General features: G+C 35.8%; 20 protein-coding genes. 19 read left to right on the forward strand and 1 reads right to left on the reverse strand.

Going from position 1 to position 18,154, the window contains the following annotated elements:
* Positions 1 to 212 precede the first annotated feature (212 nt).
* From VMX18_02020 to VMX18_02110, 19 genes are all read left to right on the forward strand, one after another.
* A complete protein-coding gene (locus VMX18_02020; GenBank protein ID HUT22167.1) occupies positions 213 to 872 on the forward strand; it encodes a hypothetical protein in 660 nt (219 codons plus the stop codon).
* A 3-nt stretch (positions 873 to 875) separates the two neighbouring features.
* Complete coding sequence (locus tag VMX18_02025; GenBank protein ID HUT22168.1) at positions 876 to 1,436, forward strand: hypothetical protein; 561 nt, start codon at positions 876 to 878, stop codon at positions 1,434 to 1,436.
* 194 nt (positions 1,437 to 1,630) lie between these two features.
* Complete coding sequence (locus VMX18_02030; protein ID HUT22169.1) at positions 1,631 to 2,560, forward strand: hypothetical protein; 930 nt, start codon at positions 1,631 to 1,633, stop codon at positions 2,558 to 2,560.
* Between the two features lie 230 nt (positions 2,561 to 2,790).
* Complete coding sequence (locus VMX18_02035; GenBank protein HUT22170.1) at positions 2,791 to 3,219, forward strand: EamA family transporter; 429 nt, start codon at positions 2,791 to 2,793, stop codon at positions 3,217 to 3,219.
* A gap of 408 nt (positions 3,220 to 3,627) precedes the next feature.
* Positions 3,628 to 4,329, forward strand: a complete 702-nt coding sequence (locus VMX18_02040; protein HUT22171.1) for a hypothetical protein — start codon at positions 3,628 to 3,630, stop codon at positions 4,327 to 4,329.
* A gap of 303 nt (positions 4,330 to 4,632) precedes the next feature.
* The gene (locus VMX18_02045) at positions 4,633 to 5,007 is read left to right on the forward strand and encodes a cupin domain-containing protein (protein ID HUT22172.1); all 375 of its coding nucleotides are present in this window, start codon (positions 4,633 to 4,635) and stop codon (positions 5,005 to 5,007) included.
* A gap of 155 nt (positions 5,008 to 5,162) precedes the next feature.
* Entirely contained in the window at positions 5,163 to 5,837 is a 675-nt protein-coding gene (locus tag VMX18_02050; protein HUT22173.1) for a M15 family metallopeptidase, read from the forward strand.
* A gap of 153 nt (positions 5,838 to 5,990) precedes the next feature.
* The gene (locus VMX18_02055) at positions 5,991 to 6,491 is read left to right on the forward strand and encodes a GrpB family protein (protein ID HUT22174.1); all 501 of its coding nucleotides are present in this window, start codon (positions 5,991 to 5,993) and stop codon (positions 6,489 to 6,491) included.
* A gap of 176 nt (positions 6,492 to 6,667) precedes the next feature.
* The gene (locus VMX18_02060) at positions 6,668 to 7,519 is read left to right on the forward strand and encodes a Nif3-like dinuclear metal center hexameric protein (GenBank protein ID HUT22175.1); all 852 of its coding nucleotides are present in this window, start codon (positions 6,668 to 6,670) and stop codon (positions 7,517 to 7,519) included.
* A 348-nt stretch (positions 7,520 to 7,867) separates the two neighbouring features.
* Positions 7,868 to 8,515 (forward strand): HD domain-containing protein, encoded by a 648-nt coding sequence (locus VMX18_02065; protein ID HUT22176.1) that lies wholly within the window; start codon positions 7,868 to 7,870, stop codon positions 8,513 to 8,515.
* The gene (locus VMX18_02070; protein ID HUT22177.1) at positions 8,512 to 9,294 is read left to right on the forward strand and encodes a class I SAM-dependent methyltransferase; all 783 of its coding nucleotides are present in this window, start codon (positions 8,512 to 8,514) and stop codon (positions 9,292 to 9,294) included. Before VMX18_02065 ends, VMX18_02070 begins: the two co-directional genes overlap by 4 nt.
* Positions 9,287 to 10,426, forward strand: coding sequence for a hypothetical protein (locus VMX18_02075; protein HUT22178.1), 1,140 nt, complete (start codon positions 9,287 to 9,289; stop codon positions 10,424 to 10,426). The genes VMX18_02070 and VMX18_02075 overlap by 8 nt, the downstream gene beginning before the upstream one ends.
* A 38-nt stretch (positions 10,427 to 10,464) precedes the next feature.
* Positions 10,465 to 11,442, forward strand: a complete 978-nt coding sequence (locus VMX18_02080; GenBank protein HUT22179.1) for a S66 peptidase family protein — start codon at positions 10,465 to 10,467, stop codon at positions 11,440 to 11,442.
* A 2-nt stretch (positions 11,443 to 11,444) separates the two neighbouring features.
* Positions 11,445 to 12,563, forward strand: coding sequence for an amino acid--tRNA ligase-related protein (locus VMX18_02085; GenBank protein ID HUT22180.1), 1,119 nt, complete (start codon positions 11,445 to 11,447; stop codon positions 12,561 to 12,563).
* Positions 12,564 to 13,183: 620 nt separating this feature from the next.
* On the forward strand, positions 13,184 to 13,594 hold the full coding sequence (locus tag VMX18_02090; GenBank protein HUT22181.1) for an HIT domain-containing protein: 411 nt from the start codon (positions 13,184 to 13,186) through the stop codon (positions 13,592 to 13,594).
* Between the two features lie 160 nt (positions 13,595 to 13,754).
* Positions 13,755 to 14,417, forward strand: a complete 663-nt coding sequence (locus VMX18_02095) for a class I SAM-dependent methyltransferase (GenBank protein HUT22182.1) — start codon at positions 13,755 to 13,757, stop codon at positions 14,415 to 14,417.
* A gap of 161 nt (positions 14,418 to 14,578) precedes the next feature.
* The gene (locus tag VMX18_02100; protein HUT22183.1) at positions 14,579 to 14,767 is read left to right on the forward strand and encodes a DUF5652 family protein; all 189 of its coding nucleotides are present in this window, start codon (positions 14,579 to 14,581) and stop codon (positions 14,765 to 14,767) included.
* Between the two features lie 45 nt (positions 14,768 to 14,812).
* Complete coding sequence (locus VMX18_02105) at positions 14,813 to 15,340, forward strand: hypothetical protein (GenBank protein HUT22184.1); 528 nt, start codon at positions 14,813 to 14,815, stop codon at positions 15,338 to 15,340.
* Between the two features lie 50 nt (positions 15,341 to 15,390).
* Positions 15,391 to 17,145 (forward strand): hypothetical protein, encoded by a 1,755-nt coding sequence (locus tag VMX18_02110; GenBank protein HUT22185.1) that lies wholly within the window; start codon positions 15,391 to 15,393, stop codon positions 17,143 to 17,145.
* Positions 17,146 to 17,294: 149 nt separating this feature from the next.
* Here the strand turns inward: VMX18_02110 and VMX18_02115 are convergent, their stop codons facing one another.
* Entirely contained in the window at positions 17,295 to 18,095 is an 801-nt protein-coding gene (locus VMX18_02115) for a hypothetical protein (protein HUT22186.1), read from the reverse strand.
* Positions 18,096 to 18,154: the final 59 nt, after the last annotated feature.

Below are 18,154 nucleotides of genomic sequence, written 5' to 3' on the forward strand. Positions count from 1 at the left end.
ATCGCTACGTTCCGCTCACCCTCACATAACACAGTATATGCGGTTCGCTCCTGCCGTCGCTCTCCCATATTTTTTGCCCTTATTTTCTGATAAAATAATAATGAAGTGAGCAAAAAACATCGCATATACTGAAACGTTATATGAAATAGAAAACATTTTGAAAATTTTTGATAAAATTATATTCGCAATTTTATTTCATCAAAACAACACTTATGAACAAAAGAACAAAAAATGACTTGAAATTTCTGCTGATACTTTTTGTTTTATTAATCGCATATATCCTTTTTAAGGTAATAGACATCCCCGTACAAAATAAAGTTGAAGACACCAACATAATAGAGCTAGAGATGGAAACAAAAATTACTGGTTCGCCTAATTCAACAATGCCGCAAATAACAACCGATACATTCAAATTAGATTATCTCAAAGATTGTGGCACTGCTCCCAGCAGTTTATTTTCTGTCAGCCCTGGAAGTGGCTATGCATTATTAGAAGGAGTACTTGAGATTACTCCAACACCGCACCCTTACGGAGAACCTGGGGCAGTAAAAAATATCTTTTTTGTATTTTCAAAAGACGGCGAAGAAGGGCAACATAATTTTTACTCTTTTTACAAATCATACACAGAAACTCATACAAAATCTTTCATTAAAACTATAAACGGGAATGTCTATTTTCAAATCGGCATTTTAGAGAATGAAACAATATCTTCCACGGCAGAAATTTCAGATTATTCACAAAAAGAATTGGCAAGAGCCGCCGGACAAAATGAAGGTTTGAAATTAAAAATTACGATTTCAGATAATGAGCAACTTCCGCTTGGACTTCCTGTGAATTTTACTCCAGCTTGCCATATAGAAGTAATCAATTAATTTATGAACTTCAAAAAAAATCATAAAACTTTCTCCATATTTTTAACCTTACTAATCCTAGCTTCTTTGGCCAGCTCTTTTATACAGACTGAATGGCTTGAAGCATGTAATTCGCCTATTAATTCTTTCGAAAGCAAATATTGCGGAAATATGAATAAATACTTCGGAAAAGGCGAAGCTGATTTTTGGGTGTATGACATAACGCTACAACCTTTTGCAGCTCTTATTCCCTCTGTATACTCAGCATTACATACTGTTGATGATGTCTATTCTGAATATTATAACGAGCTTGTTCCACCGTACAACGACTTTATCCTTGTCACATCGCCATGGTTTCGGCTTGAAATAGACACATATACCTCATACGAAACAAAGCCGATAACGGCACTGCTTGGTAAGATAATAATATGGATGCTTCATTTTATGTGGTGGGCGGCTCTTGCCATGCTTGCTACAAAGTTCTGGAATCACAAAAATATATGGGCACGTAGGGCTGTAATAATATTTATGTTCGATAAACTTGTATTGAATGTCCTAGTATTTTTCATACTATTGTTTTTATGAAAATAAAATTGCGAATTTTTGTTTCACAAAATCAAAATGTCTTCTACATCATATAACACGGCATATACGGCTGCGCTTCGCCCATATTGCTGTCGCAACATCGTATATGCCGAAACGTTGTACGAAATAATGAAAAGTTTTAAAATCTCTTTCAGAGATTTATTGGGGCAATTTTATTTTTAATTTTAAACATTATGAAGAATTCAAAAAAATTCATTAAATGGGCAATAGGAATAATCTCAATATTATTTTTTCTTTCTGCTGATTTTACACCTGGAACAAAAACAGCAATCGTAATTGGTGTATTTTTGTATTTAATTATTTCAGAGCAAGATAAAAGATTTAGAAGAGTAGAAAATGCAGTCGGTTTATTAGATAATCCCACGCCACAAGATGAAGTTTTTAAAACACCTTCCTACAAACTTGATATAATTCTTGAGCCAAATTGGCATGAAATTATAACAAAACTTGCAAAAGATAATAAAACTGATGCGGAAAAATTTGTTGATGAAATTAAAAAAGATAAAAAATTGAATATTCAAGAAGACAAAGGTCTTTTTGGTAAACTTTTTAGGTTTGTTTACTTTTATGACGGAGTGTCTCACTTAGAACAAATTTGGTCAGACCACTACAAGACCTTTGTTGATGAAATAGAGATTCGTGGAAAAATTTTTGAAAGTGAAAATATGTTTTCATGGATAGGTAACAAAAAATATGAAAATAACAACATAGCAAATACTTTAGTGATGACACCTGGATATATTGGTTTTCATACTGTTTTACCTGATGGGGATGTCATGGACGACGATAAATTATCAATTTTTCCATTTGGCGAAATCAATCAATTTTTTATCAATTTACACAAAAATGTTGGTTTATGGGGCCCAATGTATAAAATCAAAAAATTTCCTCAGAATTTGGCTCAAGAATTTGAAAAAAATAAAATTAAATATGAAGACTGGGATTATGAGGATTATGGTTGTGGCGGTGATGCAAAAGAAGATTTAATAGAGTCCGACTGGACGAAAAAAAATAATATTGAAGTTTGCGACCAAAAAATGAGATCACAAATATTCACATCTCCCTTTTATACAATAAGATTAAGAATGGAAATATTTGATTAAAAATTAAAAATAAAATTGCCCCAATATTTTGCTATCGCAAAATTAAAAACTTTTCATTACATCGTACAACACGGCATATCTGGTTACGGCTTTTATACAAAAGCCTCCACCCATATTTGCCTACGCTACGCTACGGCAAACATCAGATATGCCGAAACGTTATATGTAATCGGACAAATGGACACTAGAAGAAAATCTTTATATACTTTCATCAATTATTTAATATTATTATGAATCCAGGAATAATTTTCGCATTAATCGCTGCAGTTGCTTTTGGTATTTGGACAGTCTTCCACCAATTAGCAGCAGACAAAATAAATTATCTATTCGGCGCAATTATAGTTTCATTAACTGCGGTTGTTGTAGGTTTAATTTTTCTACTTCCAAAAATTAAGACAACCACATTATATTCAAATCCTAAAGGAATTTTATTTGCAGTATTAGCAGGATTTTGCGCCTTAGCAATTGATTATTTTGCCCTAAAAGCTTATGGTTCTGGACTTGCTATTTCTGTCGCAGGTCCAATAATAATTGGTGGAAGTATCGCAATTGCGGCTTTGATTGGATTCTTCATGGGAGATTCTATAACATTGATGAAAGTATTAGGATTATTAATGGTAATAGTTGGTTCAGGAATTCTCGCATCTATTACTGGATAGACGTGTCCATTTGTCCTACTTCTTCGCTTCACTTCGTTACGCTCGACCACGCCTTGCAGGCTCTCCTCCTTTCAGTCGTCGGGACATATAACAAGGATTATGAGGAAAATCCTTGCAGGATTTTACCCAAATTCGCTACGCGAACTTCTCATAATCCTGATGTTATCCAAAATATTTTTATGAAAAAAATACTTCGGATAACAAGGTATAGGCGGTTCCGTGGACGGAGGCAAAACTTTTTGGGTGGATTGGGGGCAGCCGTGATTTTCCTTGATGCACTTAAGAAAGTATGGTTAAATACCAGAGTTCGTCATAGGCGTAACATAGCTGATCGATTTGGGATTTATTTTAGTTGAATAATATCTGTGTATAGAAGTTACTTAATCTGTAATAATTATAATATAGTCTATGCCAGACAATGAAAAAGTGAGCAAAAATAATGCTGGGTTGTCTAAAGGTGAATATATAAAGAGCATTATCAAAAGGGGTATTTTTATTTTACTTATAGTTTTTATAATTTGGGTTCTATTTCTTCCAAAAACGTCGTTAATAAGTTTTTTTGCTAGTTCAGATAAAAGCTGTGATTCCTTCTTTCCATATCCGCTTACATATTTCATGCCAGGGCCAGATCAGGGTAAGATGATCAAGCAGGCGGATGCGAATATAAGTTGCAAAAAAAAGGTTAGCGAGGGTAGGACTTTATTTACGTTTTGGAGAGGTAACAAGGCATTAAAGGACTCTGCTTGTGAGAATGAGGAGTATGAACTAAGGCAAGTCTGTTATTTTAAAAAAGCAGTCGACAATCGTGAACCTCGATATTGTGGCAATCTTGTCAGTAAGGATTTCTGTCTGATGCAACTCGCGGTTAAAATTCAGGATAGTTTGGTGTGCGGGCCTGTCAATGAGTTGTATGCTAAGAGATGCATCCAGCTTGCGAATGAATGTAAGAGTTCGATAGGCGCTGATCCTGGTTGTAAAATGATGTCACAGTTCCTCTGCCCGCCTTATTACGAGTCGGATTATGAGATTTCAAAAAAGAGGGCAATTAGGTGTGTGCAAAAGTATGGGAATGAATATAAGGGGATACCGCTTGAGTTGGAAAGTAAGTAGAAGAAATTCGCAGAAGTAGAGGGATGTCTTAAATTCTGCGAGATTAGTTTTTGAGAAAGTCCGAGGTAGCCCAACGACGGAAAATCACGGCTGCCCCCAATTGAATTATTTTTTTGGCCGAAAAGTTTTGCCCCCGCCCACTCCACTCAAATTTTTGTTTCGTTACACTTCACAAAAACTTCGCCTATACCTAACGTTATATGAAATAGCTCAAGAATTCGCTACATCATATAACACTGTGTAACTGGCTACGCCAGAAAGAAAAAATTAATAAAAAGCTAGTGAAGTAGCAGGATAATTTCTATGAAAATTATACATAAAAAAGATATATTGCACGTTGATAAACCAGAAGGTACGAAGGTGGATTATTACCTTCGCAAAGAATACGAACTTCACTATAACGAACAAATACCCAAAACAACGCAAACTTGGCATCACCATGAAACAATTCTTGAATCTATTTATATTGTTGAAGGAGAGCTTACCGCGGAATGGAAACTTGATGGCAAATCATACAAAGAAATTGTCAAAGCTGGCGACTTAATTGAAACTGAAGATACACCACATACTTTTACTAATCACACTGATAAAATAATCAAGTTTCTTGTTATTAAACAAGTTCCGTCAGGTGAAGATAAAGTTCAGCTATTAAAAACCGACAAAGTAATTGACGAATAGTGATTTTAACACGACGCTTTTTATTAATTTTTTCTTTCTGGCTTCGCCCAAATTTTTGAAATGATTATAAATTTAAAAGGAATTTCAAAAACTTCAGTTACACAGAAACGTTAGGCGACATTGAAAAAAAATTAAAACCAAGCTAAATTCAATTTATGACGTTAGCAAAATATACATCTATAGAGATTAAAGAAAACAACGAACTGATGGTTGATTTAGGAGCGCTTGGTTTTCTTGTGGAGCCCAAATATTTTCAGCAAGGGCTTTCCACAGATCCAAGGATGTTACTAAGAATAGAGACAGCACAAAAACTACTCAAAGTGCAGAAAATATTGGGAAAGATTCGTTTAAAAATTTGGGACGCCTTCCGCTCTAGAGATGTTCAAAATAATATTTATCAAAAATATTGGGCTGAACTAAAAACGGCCAATCCAGACTGGAATGATGAGAAATTAAAATTGGAAGTTGGAAAGTTCGTTTCACCTCCATACCAAAAAGATCGAATTCCTCCACATACAACCGGTGGAACAGTCGATTTAACTCTTGTAAATGAGAGTGGAAATGAATTAGATATGGGAACAGAATTCGACTTTTTTGGCCCAGAAGCTAGGCCGTTTTTTTACGAGATTTATAAAAACAATACTAACATCACAAATAATCGAAGATTGTTACGCGAAGCAATGGAAGCGGAAGGCTTTACTTTAGACGAAGACGAGTGGTGGCACTTTGATTGGGGTAATCAAATGTGGGCATTAAAAAGTGGAAAGCCTTTTGCTTTTTACGGAGAAGCAAATAGTAATTTTTTTCCAAAATCGCCTAACAGCGCCTAAAAGGTTCGCTCTTTCGCTATGCTCAGTCGCTCACGCAAATTTAGCCATCTTCGCTCGTGTGATGAAAAGATTGTATCACACTCGCTCATCGGCTAAACTTCTTTTAGTCGCCGACGTTAGGCGAAATAAATTATTTGTAAAATTTCAATTTTTATGAAAGTCGTGCCTTACGATGAAAAATGGCCGAAAATTTTTCAGGCTGAGAAAGAATTGATATCCTCTAAGTTTGGTGGCGATTTTTTAGATATTCAGCATATTGGCAGCACAGCCATTCCAACGATGTCTGCTAAACCGATTATTGATATCGCTGTTTTAGTTCCTTCTCTTGATGACGCTGAAAAATATATTAACCCACTTAGTGCGATAGGATATCAATTCTTTAAAGACCGTTCGTCTGTTGAACGATTGTTTTTCGTAAAGGGTGATCCGCCTAAATTTCATTTTTCGCTGGCTCAGCCTGAAAAATTTTCTTATTGGAAAAGACAAATTTTGTTTAGAGATTATCTCGTGCAACATCATGATCAGGCGCTTGAATATGAGGCATTAAAAAAAAGTTTGATAGAAAAATACCCTGATGGGCGGCAAGAATATTGCGATGGTAAAAATGAGTTTGTACAAAAAATTTTAATGCTCGCTGAAAACGATAAAAATTGAAATTTTACAAATAATTTACATCGCCTAACACGGCATATCCGGTTCCGCTACGCTCCACCCAAATTGCTTTCGCAACTTCGGATAATGCCGATAAGTTATCTGTAATTCAGAAATCAGCCTTATAATTTTTGAAGAGGGGCAAATCTTTTAAAGTTACAAGTTTATCTAATTTTATTATGAAAGCAACCCAACTATACCAACATCTTGAGAAAGATTTTATTACTCCTGAAATGAGTGATGAATGGACACAGTATATGGATTCTGTTGCCAATTTTCTTAGTGATAACTTTAAGAAAAGATCTATGGGATTAGTTTGTGATTTTGCAACAGAAATCAATAAAGTATATACTGCTGTTTTTCCATCAAGAGAAGTTATGCAAAAAATTTTAGATGATGGAACTCAAGATGCAATGCTTTTTGTCCATCACCCATCAATATGGGATATAAGAAAAGCTCCCGAAGTTTTTCAGCAAATGGATAGAGATTTATTACAACAATTTAAAGATAGAAAAATCTCTATTTATAATCTTCATGTGCCTTTAGATAATTTTGGAGAATATTCAACAAGTGTAACTTTAGCAAAAGCATTAGGAATAAAATCCGAAAAATCTTTTGCCCCTTACTTTGGCTCGATGTGTGGCGTTTTTGGAAAAAGTGACGTGGCAACAGTTCAAGATTTAAAGAAAAAATTTCAAGATGCAGTTGGACATGAAGTTAGTTTGTATAATTATGGAGATCATGAAATCAAAAATAGAACTGTTGCAATTATTGCTGGTGGAGGAAACGACGCAGATATGCTTGAAGATATCGCCAAAGCAGGAGTTAATACTTTTGTAACTGGAATTACTGCCAAAAATGATCATTCCAAAAAAGCACATGATTTTGCTGAAAAACACAAAATAAATATTCTTGGCGGAACTCATTATTCTACTGAACAATTTGCTTGTATATCAATGAATGATTATTTTAAGAAAGTTGGGTTGCACTCTGAGTTTATTGAAGATAAACCTGTAATGGAAGATATGTAAGATTTGCCCCTTTAATTCTTTTATTTTATGTGTCGCATTCGCTCATTTGAACGGCTGATTTCTGAACTCGCTACGCTTCGTGCCACGCCTTGCAGGCTCTCCTCCTTTCACTCGTCGGGACAGATAACAGGGGATAAAAGGAATTTTCCTGCTGAAAATTCCCAAATTCGCTACGCGAACTTCTTTTATCCCTGATGTTATATGAAATATGCTTTTCTTTTTACGGCTAACACCTAACACTTTTCTATAATGAACAAATTTTATTTTTATTTTTTTAGAGGGGGGGGGGGGGGGGGGATATGGTGTTTCCTCCGCTCCGCTACGGAAAACTATTTAAATTATTTCAATATGAATAAACTAACAAAGAAAAATTTTATAAATATTGCAACAAGGGAAATTAATAATTATAACGATCCTTCCCATGATATTAATCATACCTTGCGAGTTCTGTCTTTGGCTGAAAAAATAGCAACCAAAGAAAAAGCGGATTTGGATATTGTTATTGCTTCAGCAATTTTTCATGATGTTATAGTATATCCCAAAAATCATATTAAAAGATTAGCTAGTTCAAAAGAAAGTTCTAATTTTGCAAGAGAAATTTTAATCAAAGAAAGTTTATTCCCAAAGGAAAAAATTGAAAAAACTTGCAGGGCAATTGAATTATGCTCTTTTACAAAAGGTGTAAAACCGAACTTTTTAGAGGCTAAAATATTACAGGATGCAGATAGTCTAGAAGCCATGGGAGCTATTTCAATCATGAGAACTTTTTCATCAGCAGGACAAATGAATAAGAGTTTCTATAATAATATCGATCCTTTTTGTAAAAAAAGAAAACCTGATGACCATGAATATGCAATTGATTTGTTTTTTACTAGATTGCTGATTGTTTCCGAGAGACTACATACTAAAACCGCAAAAACATTAGCAAAAAAAAGATTGAAATTTTTGTATAGTTTTTTAAAACAACTTGAATTTGAATTATCCCAATGCATATGAAAGAAGAACTAAAGAAAATAATTGAACATGAAAATGAAACTTGGAGTAAGATTTTTGACACCGAGTTAAAAAATACCAGCAAGGAAAAATTTTCTTCATATTGGTGGGAAGATTATTATCAAGAGCTTTTAACTTATATAAATGGGTTATTAACAAAAAACAATATAAATAATGTTCTTGAGGCTGGAAGTGGTTCGGGCAAGGCAACAATTTTATTGAACAATAGATTTTCAAAAACGCTTCTAGATATTTCGCCAGTCGCCCTCAAATATGCCACCTATCTTGCAGAAAAAAATAGCTGTAAAAATATCAAAAATATTGAAGGCAATATATTTGACATGCCATTTAAATCAGATGACTTCGATTTTGTTTGGAATATTGGCGTCATCGAACATTATGATTTGAAAGAAATTGATCTAATTTTTCAAGAAATGATTCGCGTATGCGATAGAAATGGAGTGGTTGCTGTGGGAGTGCCAAATTTTTATTCAGGCCCAATTATTAAGGCTTGGATACTAAAAAAAATTAAAATTTTTCCTGGCTATAAATTGGATACAGGAAAATTCTATAATATTAAAGCTATAAAAAATACATTGAAAAACGCATCAAAAAAAATGGGTAGAGATATTGACGATATTCATATCGAATATTTTGGTAATCCTTTGATCATGGAAACTCCAAAATTTATATTAAAATCGATAGGTAGACTTATAAATCGAATTTTTAGAAAGAATAAATTTTTAATATTAATAGTTTGTAAATTTAAAAAATATGACTGAGATTTTTAAACCAAATTTAGACAATAATCATGAAAAATCATCAGAAAAGACTGAGAGCAATATTTATGGCAAAGAAAGATTTTCTCCTGAAAAAGCAAGGGAGCACGTTGAGTCTTTGGTAAATGATTTCAAAGAGCATTATGCTTCCTTAGGTTATGAGGAGGTGCCACCTGTACAAATAACTTCTGGAATTGATCCGACAGTTCGATTTATCGGTTCACATATCAGTGTTTTTAAGCCATATTTAGCCGAAGACAGAGTTCCGTCGCCAGGGGTGTATATGCGCCAAGATTGCCTGAGAACAAGAAATGCGAAGAAATTACTTGACGATAATTATTTCCCAAATTGGGGTTCTTATTTCTCAAGTATTGGGGCATTATCTGCGCCAGAAAGATTGAGAGAAGTATGTGATGAAACTTTTGATTTTTTAGAAAATAAATTGCTTATTAAGCCAGAAAATATTTTAACAAGAATTTCCTCCTCGGACCGTGATTTAATGGATGCAGTTAAACCATACGGGGAAGATAAAATGGAGGTTGATAGTAGAAAGCCTGAGTATTATAGACATAAAATTGGAATGCAGGGAATTGGAGGGAGAAATTTTAATATTGCTTTAAAGGATCCAAATTCAGAAGAGTTTAGTGATATTGGGAATATTATCATCCTAGAAGATGAGCAAAAACGATTAGGGATTGAAATTGCTCTTGGGACAAGCACAATTTTAAAGCAACTTTATGGATTAGATCATGTGCAAGATTGCAATCCTGTAATTGGATTAGAAAATATTGAAAATCAAACAATTAGAAGAAAATTTGAGGATGCAATAATAACCAGCACTGCTCTATATCGAGAAGGATCGAGGCCTTTTGGTCAACATAATACAAACAGAATTTTAAAACAATATGTTAGATCATTGAGTTATTTCAGGGCAAAATCAGGCTTTAGCATTGATCAGCTACAACAGATTATTTCTACATTTGAAAGTAGAGAATTTCAATCATCGGCAGAGATTTTATCTTCTGAAACAATTGTTGAATTTGTCAAAGCATTTGAGAACGAATTGTTTGCCCAAAAAGATATAACTGATGATGAAAAGAAAATAATTGAAGCTCTAAAATTATTTAATAATTAATAATAAATTTAAAAAATATGACTGAGATAAAAAATCTTATTAAGCCAAAAAAAATAAAGAAGGGGGATCATATCCGAGTAATAGCTCCTGTGAGAAGTTTAAAATTATTATCTGAAACAAATATAAAAGAAGCCTCGGACAGATTACACAAATTTGGATTTGAGTTATCTTTCGGAAAGCATGTAAATGAAATAGATGAATTCAACTCTTCTTCAATTGCCTCAAGGCTGGAAGACTTACATGATGCTTTTAAGGATAAAAAAGTAGATGCAATTTTAACGGTGATAGGAGGATATAATTCAAATCAATTACTTCAGCATATTGATTATGAATTAATAGCAAAAAATCCAAAAATTATTTGCGGTTTTTCGGATGTAACAGCCTTAGCAAACGCAATTACCGCCAAAACGGGCATGATAACTTATATTGGACCACATTTTTCCAGCTGGGCTATGAAGTATGGTTTTGAATATTCAATAGAAAGTTTTGCGAACTGTTGTATGGAAAAATCGGCATATAACCTTGGTCACTCAAAAGAATGGAGCGATGATCCGTGGTATTTAGACCAAGAAAAGAGAGACTTCATTCCAAATGAAGGATATTGGATAATAAATTCAGGACACGCAATTGGTAGAATTATTGGGGGACATGCTAGATGTTTGAATGCACTACAAGGAACTCAATTTTGGCCTAGTCTTGATGACTCAATTCTAATTTTAGAAGAGGATGCAGAAATTAATCCTCAACTTTTCGATAGACAATTACAATCCTTGATTCAGCAGCATGATTTTAATGGCGTTAAAGGTATATTAATTGGTCGTTTTCAAAAAGAAACTAAAATGACAAGAGAGTTATTAGAAAAAATAATAAGCACAAAATCTGAATTAAAAAATTTACCAATTATTGCCAATGTCGACTTTGGACACACAACGCCACTGGCAACTTTACCTATTGGTGGAAGTATGGAGATATCGGCGATGGCAAATAATATTAATATAAGAATAATAGAACATTAATTATGATCCCAATCAATTTAAAAAAACAAATTATAAACGATGACCTAAAATTTAAGGAGGTAAAACCGAGTAGTTTTAACTTACCCAAATATAATCCGGAAACACATTATTTAGAATTAACAAGGAGTGAATATTTTCATGCCCTTATAATTTTAAGACATTATATAAAAAATGCTTCAGATTATTATTTCGGAGTAAAGCAAAAAGCAAAGAATATTGATTTATTCATGTTAACTCCAAGCATTTCATCGCCAATGGGGCCAGGCTCTGATTCAGAGGCTATTCCAATTAAATTTGGAAAATACAATTCAAATTTGGTTGATTCTTCACAATTCGGTTTTGAGCCTCTTTTGTTGAATGGAATAGATAAAGTATATTGCTATCTGCCTTCAATGCGTGGGGAATGTCCGGATAAAAGACATCTTAATCAATTCTTTCATTGCGAAGCGGAGATAAAAGGCAGTATTGACGATTTAATTCCGATTATAGAAAAATATATTAAATTTCTATCAGAAACTTTATTAACAATGCCAAACATTTTAACAAGAATGAGCTTAGATGCAGAAAAAACATTATTAAGTTTGCGTGAGATTGTAAAATCCCAAAAATTTCCAGAAATTACTTTTGATGAAGCTATTTCCTTATTAGTTAAGTCTGGCAATGAAAAATTTGTAAATTTTACTAAATTTGGTCGTGATTTAACTTCTGCTGGTGAGTTAAAATTAGCAGAAATTCTAAAATTCGATACTCCTTTTTGGATTAGAAATTTTGATCGTGATAGAGTGCCTTTTTATCAAAAACCAATACCGGGTGACTCAAATAAAGTATTAAATGCGGATTTGATTTTCCCGCCAATTTTCGAAGGATCGTTTGGTGGAGAAATTATCGGATGCGGACAACGTCAAGATAATTCAAAAGAAATGTACGAGTCACTTTCTAGACAGAATATAAATTCAGAACCTTACGAATGGTATATAAATTTGCGTAAATTGCCAAAATATCAAGTCACTTCAGGTTTTGGTTTAGGAGTAGAAAGATTTATTACTTGGAGTTTATGCAGAGATGATATTAAAGATGCAATTCCATATCCAAGGTTAAAGAATATTAAAACCTATCCATAAGGAGTCTTGGCTTCGGGGCATTCACCCCCAGCCCCTCTGCCCCTACGCCAAGACAAAAATAAAATTTGTTCATTACAGAAAAGTGGTCTCGCTAAGGCGAGACAAAAAGAAAAGCATACATCATATAACACGGCATATCTGGTTACGGCTTTTATACAAAAGCCTCCACCCATATTTGCCTTCGCTACGCTACGGCAAACATCAGATATGCCGAAACGTTGTACGAAATTACGATTTTTTTACCCACTATGAAAAAAATAATTATTCCACTCATAACGCTTTTTGGATCGATAATCATATATTTTTTATCATTTGGAAAAATTATTCGTAAAATCTACCCTTGCTTAGGCCCAGGTCCAATTCCATGCCATTATTTTTATGATGTATATTTAGATTGTTTTGCAATTATTGTCTTTGGAATATCACTTTTAACAATAATAATTATTCTTTATAAAAATAGAAAAAAATCGTAACTATCGTACAACACAGAATATGCGGTTTCATTCGTCGTCGCACCTCCTCCTCACTACACCCATATTTTTACTCCCGTTGGTCGTAAAAACATCACATATTCTGATACGTTGTACGAAATAAATTTAGCCCTAATCTAATTTCAAAGTATGGATAATTGTAAATTTTGCCAAATTGCCGATAAAAAAGCGCCAGCGAAAATCATCTATGAAAATGAAAATGTAATATGTTTTTTGCCAAAAGAAGTTGAGGTTTACGGACACACTTTAATTGTGCCAAAAAAACATTACACTGATTTGTATGATATTCCGTCAGATGTCCTTTGTGAGTTAGCAAAAATTGCTCAAAAGTTAACACTTGAGTATAAGCAAAAAATTAATGCAACGGGTATGAATTTAATGCATGCAAGCGGAAAGGACGGCCAACAATCAGTTTTTCATTTTCATTTTCATTTTCATTTGCTTCCGAGATTTAAAGATGATGGATTAAATACTTGGCCTAATTTGGCAAAAATTGAAGTTGATACTAATGAGCTTTGGGATAAACTACGAACAGGCTAAATTTACATCGTACAACACGGCATATCTGGTTTCGCTACACTACACCCAAATGCTTCGCACTTCAGATATGCCGAAACGTTAGCTGAAATATTAAAAATTTCTTTTCGGCCCTATCGGGCATTTAATCGGGGCAAATTTATTTTTTTATTTTTTACTAAATATGCAACCAAACGAGCAAGAAAATATATATACTGATGACGTGGATTATGCAAATACGCCAAACGATTCTGTTTGGGGTACAGAAGATAAGGCCACCGCTGATTTATTGAAAAAAACAAATATTGCAGGCAAGTGGCTCAATCTTTGTGCTGGTGATGGTAGATTTAATAACCAGTTGTTGGAAAAAGCTGATGAAATTATTGCCGTTGATATTGATGAGAATGCATTGCAAAAAATTGTTCGCATTACTCCCGAAGCACTAAGAAAAAAGCTTACTACAAAAACGGCAAATGTTGTAAAGCCATTTCCTTTTGCGGATGATGTATTTAATGGAATATTCTGTGTCGGCACCTTACATCTTTTTCCAAAACTTGTTTTTAAAAGTATATTGGATGAAATGGGAAGAGTATTAAAATCTAGCGGACGAATAATTATTGATTTCGCTACTGATATTAAAAGAACTTATCCTGACGGCAGTCTTTGGATTGTTGAAACTGAACCAAATTATACACTCGAAGAAGCCCTAATTTTCCTGAAAGAAATGTTTACAGATTATGAGGTAGATATTACCACAAACAAAGTCGAACCCGAGAAAGTTAGCCTTAACGAAAAGGAGTATGTATTTACTTCCAATTTCATACTTCTTAATGCGGTTAAAAAATAAATTTACCCCAATTAAATCTTTTGTCTAACGACAAAAGCAAAAAGAAATTTTTAATACATCAGCTAACACGCGATATCCGCAAGGGCTAAAGCCACATCCGCTAAGGCGGACGTCGGATATTGCGAAACGTTAAGTGAAATAATAAATAATTCAATATCATTATGACTTTCGAAACATCAATGTTATTTTGGCTGATTCCACTGGCCATCTGGTCGGCCGTCTGGAAAGCCATCGCTTTGTGGAAATCTGGCAGAAACAACCAATTGGCCTGGTTTGTGGTCATGATTATTTTAAACACGGCCGGAATCTTGCCCATCGTTTATCTGCTGTTTTTCCAAAAAAAGCGATAAATCAAGTATTCGACAATATTCGCTAACAACGAAAATTTTTGAATTATGAAAAAAACACCGGAGAAAATCAAAAAATTCTGCATCTCCTTTGCCGGCGCGGTCGGCTCATCGAAAACGCCAATTAGCAATTATTTGAGCATAAAATTGAATTTGCCGGTTTACAATAATGACGCCGTGCGCTCCGAAGTGACCGAAGACTTGGGACATTTTGATTCGAAAGAACATATCAAACGTCGCGACGCGAGATTAAAGGAAATCGTAAAAAGCGGAATTTCATTCATTTGCGACGCCAGCATAGATAGAGAATGGAAAAATTACAAGAAACTTTTGACCGACAATGGCTACCGTTGGTTTATCATCAGCCTTGATTTGAGCAAAGATTTTCTGTCAAAACTATATGAAGCGAAAGGTTACGACGAATCATTCACAAGGCTCGGCCAACTTATTGATGATCATGAAGCTTTTTTGAATGAGTATTCCGCTGACGTCAACTTGCGCGTCTCCGATGAAAAATTCCCCAAAAGAATGAATATGTGTTACGATAAAATCAACGAATGGCTAAATAAACTTTAGAATTTCAATAAAAAATTAAAACAAATAACTTAAACCAAATTCCCAACCGTATGAAGAACCTTAAACAGAAAAAACGCAATCGGATCGCCATAATTATCCCCGTTATTTTAACGACAATGCTTTTATTCTGCGGATTAAAAGCTTCAGCGGCCGTGCAAGACACATACATTGTCAAATATGGAGACTACTTAACAAAAATCGCCCAAAAACTATACGGCAACGCTCGTTGTTGGCCAATTCTAGCCTCGGTGCCAAATAATAATATAGATTTCCAAAAATATATATATCCTAACCAAAAAATGACTGTGCCTCCGCAAAGCGATTGCGACGACATACAAAACACCGTCAGAATGGACAAACAGCCCCTGGAACAAAAAACCGTATCAAATGTTCAAACACAACCTTGGAACGATAAATTACTGCTTATAGATGATTATATCGAAGGTCATTACAGAGATTATTCGGAATATGTTTCTATTGACAGAGTATACAAAAAAAACGCAATTACCAACGACATGTTCGAATGGATGAACACGCCGGGAAACGGAGATTTCCCCATGGCCGCGTTTGCCGAAGCATCCGGATTATTTGATTTTGGATATGAAAAAATTGACAATCGCCGTTATATTCTGCGAATTAACGATATGTCTCCTTCTTTGGCCGAACGGGAGCAAGAGGATCGCATGGCCAAACGCGCCAGCGCTTATATTGTCGCTGGCGACAATATCAAAGAGACAACAGAGTATCGCGACGGCTCACACTGGGGAATAAGAGTCCAACCGAAAGACGAGCCGCTTTCATCATTTTTCGTTATCGATGGCGTCAAAACAAACACTTACTATCACGCCAGCCGTCTAACAATTTTTTCCGACGGATCGTGGACGTTCAGATATCAACGGCCGGATAAAACTTGCGAGGCGAACCGTTATGATAATTGCTCGGGCGCATGGTTTATCAAAACATCTGACAAAGAATACGGGCCTTACGAAAATGTTACTCCGCCCATTCCCACCGCGGATAAAGATATTTATTTTTGGACAATGGAAAATGGCAGATACGCCCTTTATAAAAACGGAACACGCGAAGAAGATTGGCGGCATGCTGATTTGCTTTATTACACCAAAGGCGGCAACGGTCTGGTATTTAGGGCGCGCGAGGGAGATTTGTGGTATGTGGTGACGGATGGAACGCGAAGCCAAGCGTGGGATTATGTTGATTTAATTTCAGCGAATCCAACAACCGGTTCAGTATTTTATCGAGCCAGAAACAAAGCCGGCGAATGGTTCGTGGTAAAAAATAATGAAGCGACCAAGACTCCTTTTGAACCGAGAAATATCGTGTTCAACCCTGTCCTTGACGAACCGATGGCAACGGAAACTTCGCGCCAGGGAGATAGGGTTGATGGACTTTTTGGAAAAAATAATTATTGGAAATATGACGCGCCGGTTCGCCTGATCGCCATAGACAGCAAAGGTAATATGCTGTTTCAAAGCACCGAGTCAGTAAGCGTGATAACAAAAGATGCTAATGGAAAACAAATGGAAGTATGCAGTTCCTCGACTTGTAACTATAATTATGTTTATTGGATCAACAATAACCGTATTGGGGAAGCCGCGTTTCGCATGATCCCGTTATTTTCCGAGAAACCGGCCGTCGGTCAAACCGCCTTTTACTACGAAGGAAACGAAAGGGTATTCAAATATTATGGCGAAGTTATCGCTCCCGCGTTCGATAATCAAGACCGACTAGTTATTTATGTCATTGATGATTACAAATTGGAAAAAACAGTCTATTCTTTTGATTAACGGCTACTTCCGCGCTTCGAGCGTCAACTTGGCGGAAACGTTTATTGATAGACTTTTGAAAAAAAAGAAAAATTAATTCACGGACATGGCGGTTTTCTCCTTAATCGTCAATGCGCGCTTAAAATATTCAATTCAAAAAGACGCTTGGTTCAAGCGTCTTTGTTTGTTGCCAGCTCGATCCTCTTCTTTTGAATCGCCAAGCGACAGGCCTGCTTGCCGATCTCAGTCAATCTCATGCCACTCATGCCAGCGCCTTCGCGAGAGAACAAAGCGCCGTTTTTTACTTTTCCCTGCTTCTGAAAAACAACCAGGATGGCAGATTTCGACGGCGTGAGACCGAAGGGATTCGCGCTCTTGTCATCGTAGCGATCTTGAAGCGCCGAGTGCAACGTCTCCGTGGTCCAGACATCATCCTCGTCCAAGAAGAACGCGGCCATCGCGACCGCCATCTCCCGCGACAACGAGTCGAGCCATTTCCTGGCGTCGAACTCATGCATCCATGACCAGTCGGGAAAGACGTCCTCAGGTTCCGCTTTTGTGGCGGCCTCCTCAACGGCCGGAGGCTCGGGATTGTCTGTCTGAAGTTCCATTGGCTCCGGCGCGGTTGACCCGGAGACGACGACGGCAAGCGTCCCGTCCATCTCAAGCTCCTCCCAAAACTTGAAAACGTCCGCCAGCTGAACTTGCTTGTCCTCGAGCAAGTTCAATGCCTTCATCAGGCACGTTTTGAGACCATCAAGATCTCCCAGCGCGCCGAGCAATTTCTGCAGTCTGGCTTTCTCCGCGGAAAACTCCGGCGGTACCTGCGAACACGTTTTGGCGTCGCAAAGGCCATTGAACCGATTTTCAACTCCTTGCAGAGTTCTGATAATCACGGCCAAATCTCCGGTGACCCGCTCCACTTCCGTATCCATGGCGCAAACTCCTCCTTCGTTGATCGTTTCGATCATCTTACTTTTAACTGAAAATACCACTTTTGTCAAGCATTCGCGGATTATTTCAAAATTAA

It is taken from the genome of Candidatus Bipolaricaulota bacterium (assembly GCA_035528115.1).
GTDB lineage: Bacteria > Patescibacteriota > Patescibacteriia > UBA11705 > DATKZF01 > DATKZF01.

Coding starts and splice junctions, on each gene's coding strand:
- VMX18_02110 (HUT22185.1), top strand. CDS start 15,391: ATGAAGAACCTTAAACAGAAAAAACGCAATCGGATCGCCATAATTATC.
- VMX18_02090 (HUT22181.1), top strand. CDS start 13,184: ATGGATAATTGTAAATTTTGCCAAATTGCCGATAAAAAAGCGCCAGCG.
- VMX18_02050 (HUT22173.1), top strand. CDS start 5,163: ATGACGTTAGCAAAATATACATCTATAGAGATTAAAGAAAACAACGAA.
- VMX18_02045 (HUT22172.1), top strand. CDS start 4,633: ATGAAAATTATACATAAAAAAGATATATTGCACGTTGATAAACCAGAA.
- VMX18_02095 (HUT22182.1), top strand. CDS start 13,755: ATGCAACCAAACGAGCAAGAAAATATATATACTGATGACGTGGATTAT.
- VMX18_02035 (HUT22170.1), top strand. CDS start 2,791: ATGAATCCAGGAATAATTTTCGCATTAATCGCTGCAGTTGCTTTTGGT.
- VMX18_02075 (HUT22178.1), top strand. CDS start 9,287: ATGACTGAGATTTTTAAACCAAATTTAGACAATAATCATGAAAAATCA.
- VMX18_02115 (HUT22186.1), bottom strand. CDS start 18,095: ATGATCGAAACGATCAACGAAGGAGGAGTTTGCGCCATGGATACGGAA.
- VMX18_02020 (HUT22167.1), top strand. CDS start 213: ATGAACAAAAGAACAAAAAATGACTTGAAATTTCTGCTGATACTTTTT.
- VMX18_02025 (HUT22168.1), top strand. CDS start 876: ATGAACTTCAAAAAAAATCATAAAACTTTCTCCATATTTTTAACCTTA.
- VMX18_02085 (HUT22180.1), top strand. CDS start 11,445: ATGATCCCAATCAATTTAAAAAAACAAATTATAAACGATGACCTAAAA.
- VMX18_02060 (HUT22175.1), top strand. CDS start 6,668: ATGAAAGCAACCCAACTATACCAACATCTTGAGAAAGATTTTATTACT.
- VMX18_02105 (HUT22184.1), top strand. CDS start 14,813: ATGAAAAAAACACCGGAGAAAATCAAAAAATTCTGCATCTCCTTTGCC.
- VMX18_02040 (HUT22171.1), top strand. CDS start 3,628: ATGCCAGACAATGAAAAAGTGAGCAAAAATAATGCTGGGTTGTCTAAA.
- VMX18_02055 (HUT22174.1), top strand. CDS start 5,991: ATGAAAGTCGTGCCTTACGATGAAAAATGGCCGAAAATTTTTCAGGCT.
- VMX18_02065 (HUT22176.1), top strand. CDS start 7,868: ATGAATAAACTAACAAAGAAAAATTTTATAAATATTGCAACAAGGGAA.
- VMX18_02030 (HUT22169.1), top strand. CDS start 1,631: ATGAAGAATTCAAAAAAATTCATTAAATGGGCAATAGGAATAATCTCA.
- VMX18_02100 (HUT22183.1), top strand. CDS start 14,579: ATGACTTTCGAAACATCAATGTTATTTTGGCTGATTCCACTGGCCATC.
- VMX18_02070 (HUT22177.1), top strand. CDS start 8,512: ATGAAAGAAGAACTAAAGAAAATAATTGAACATGAAAATGAAACTTGG.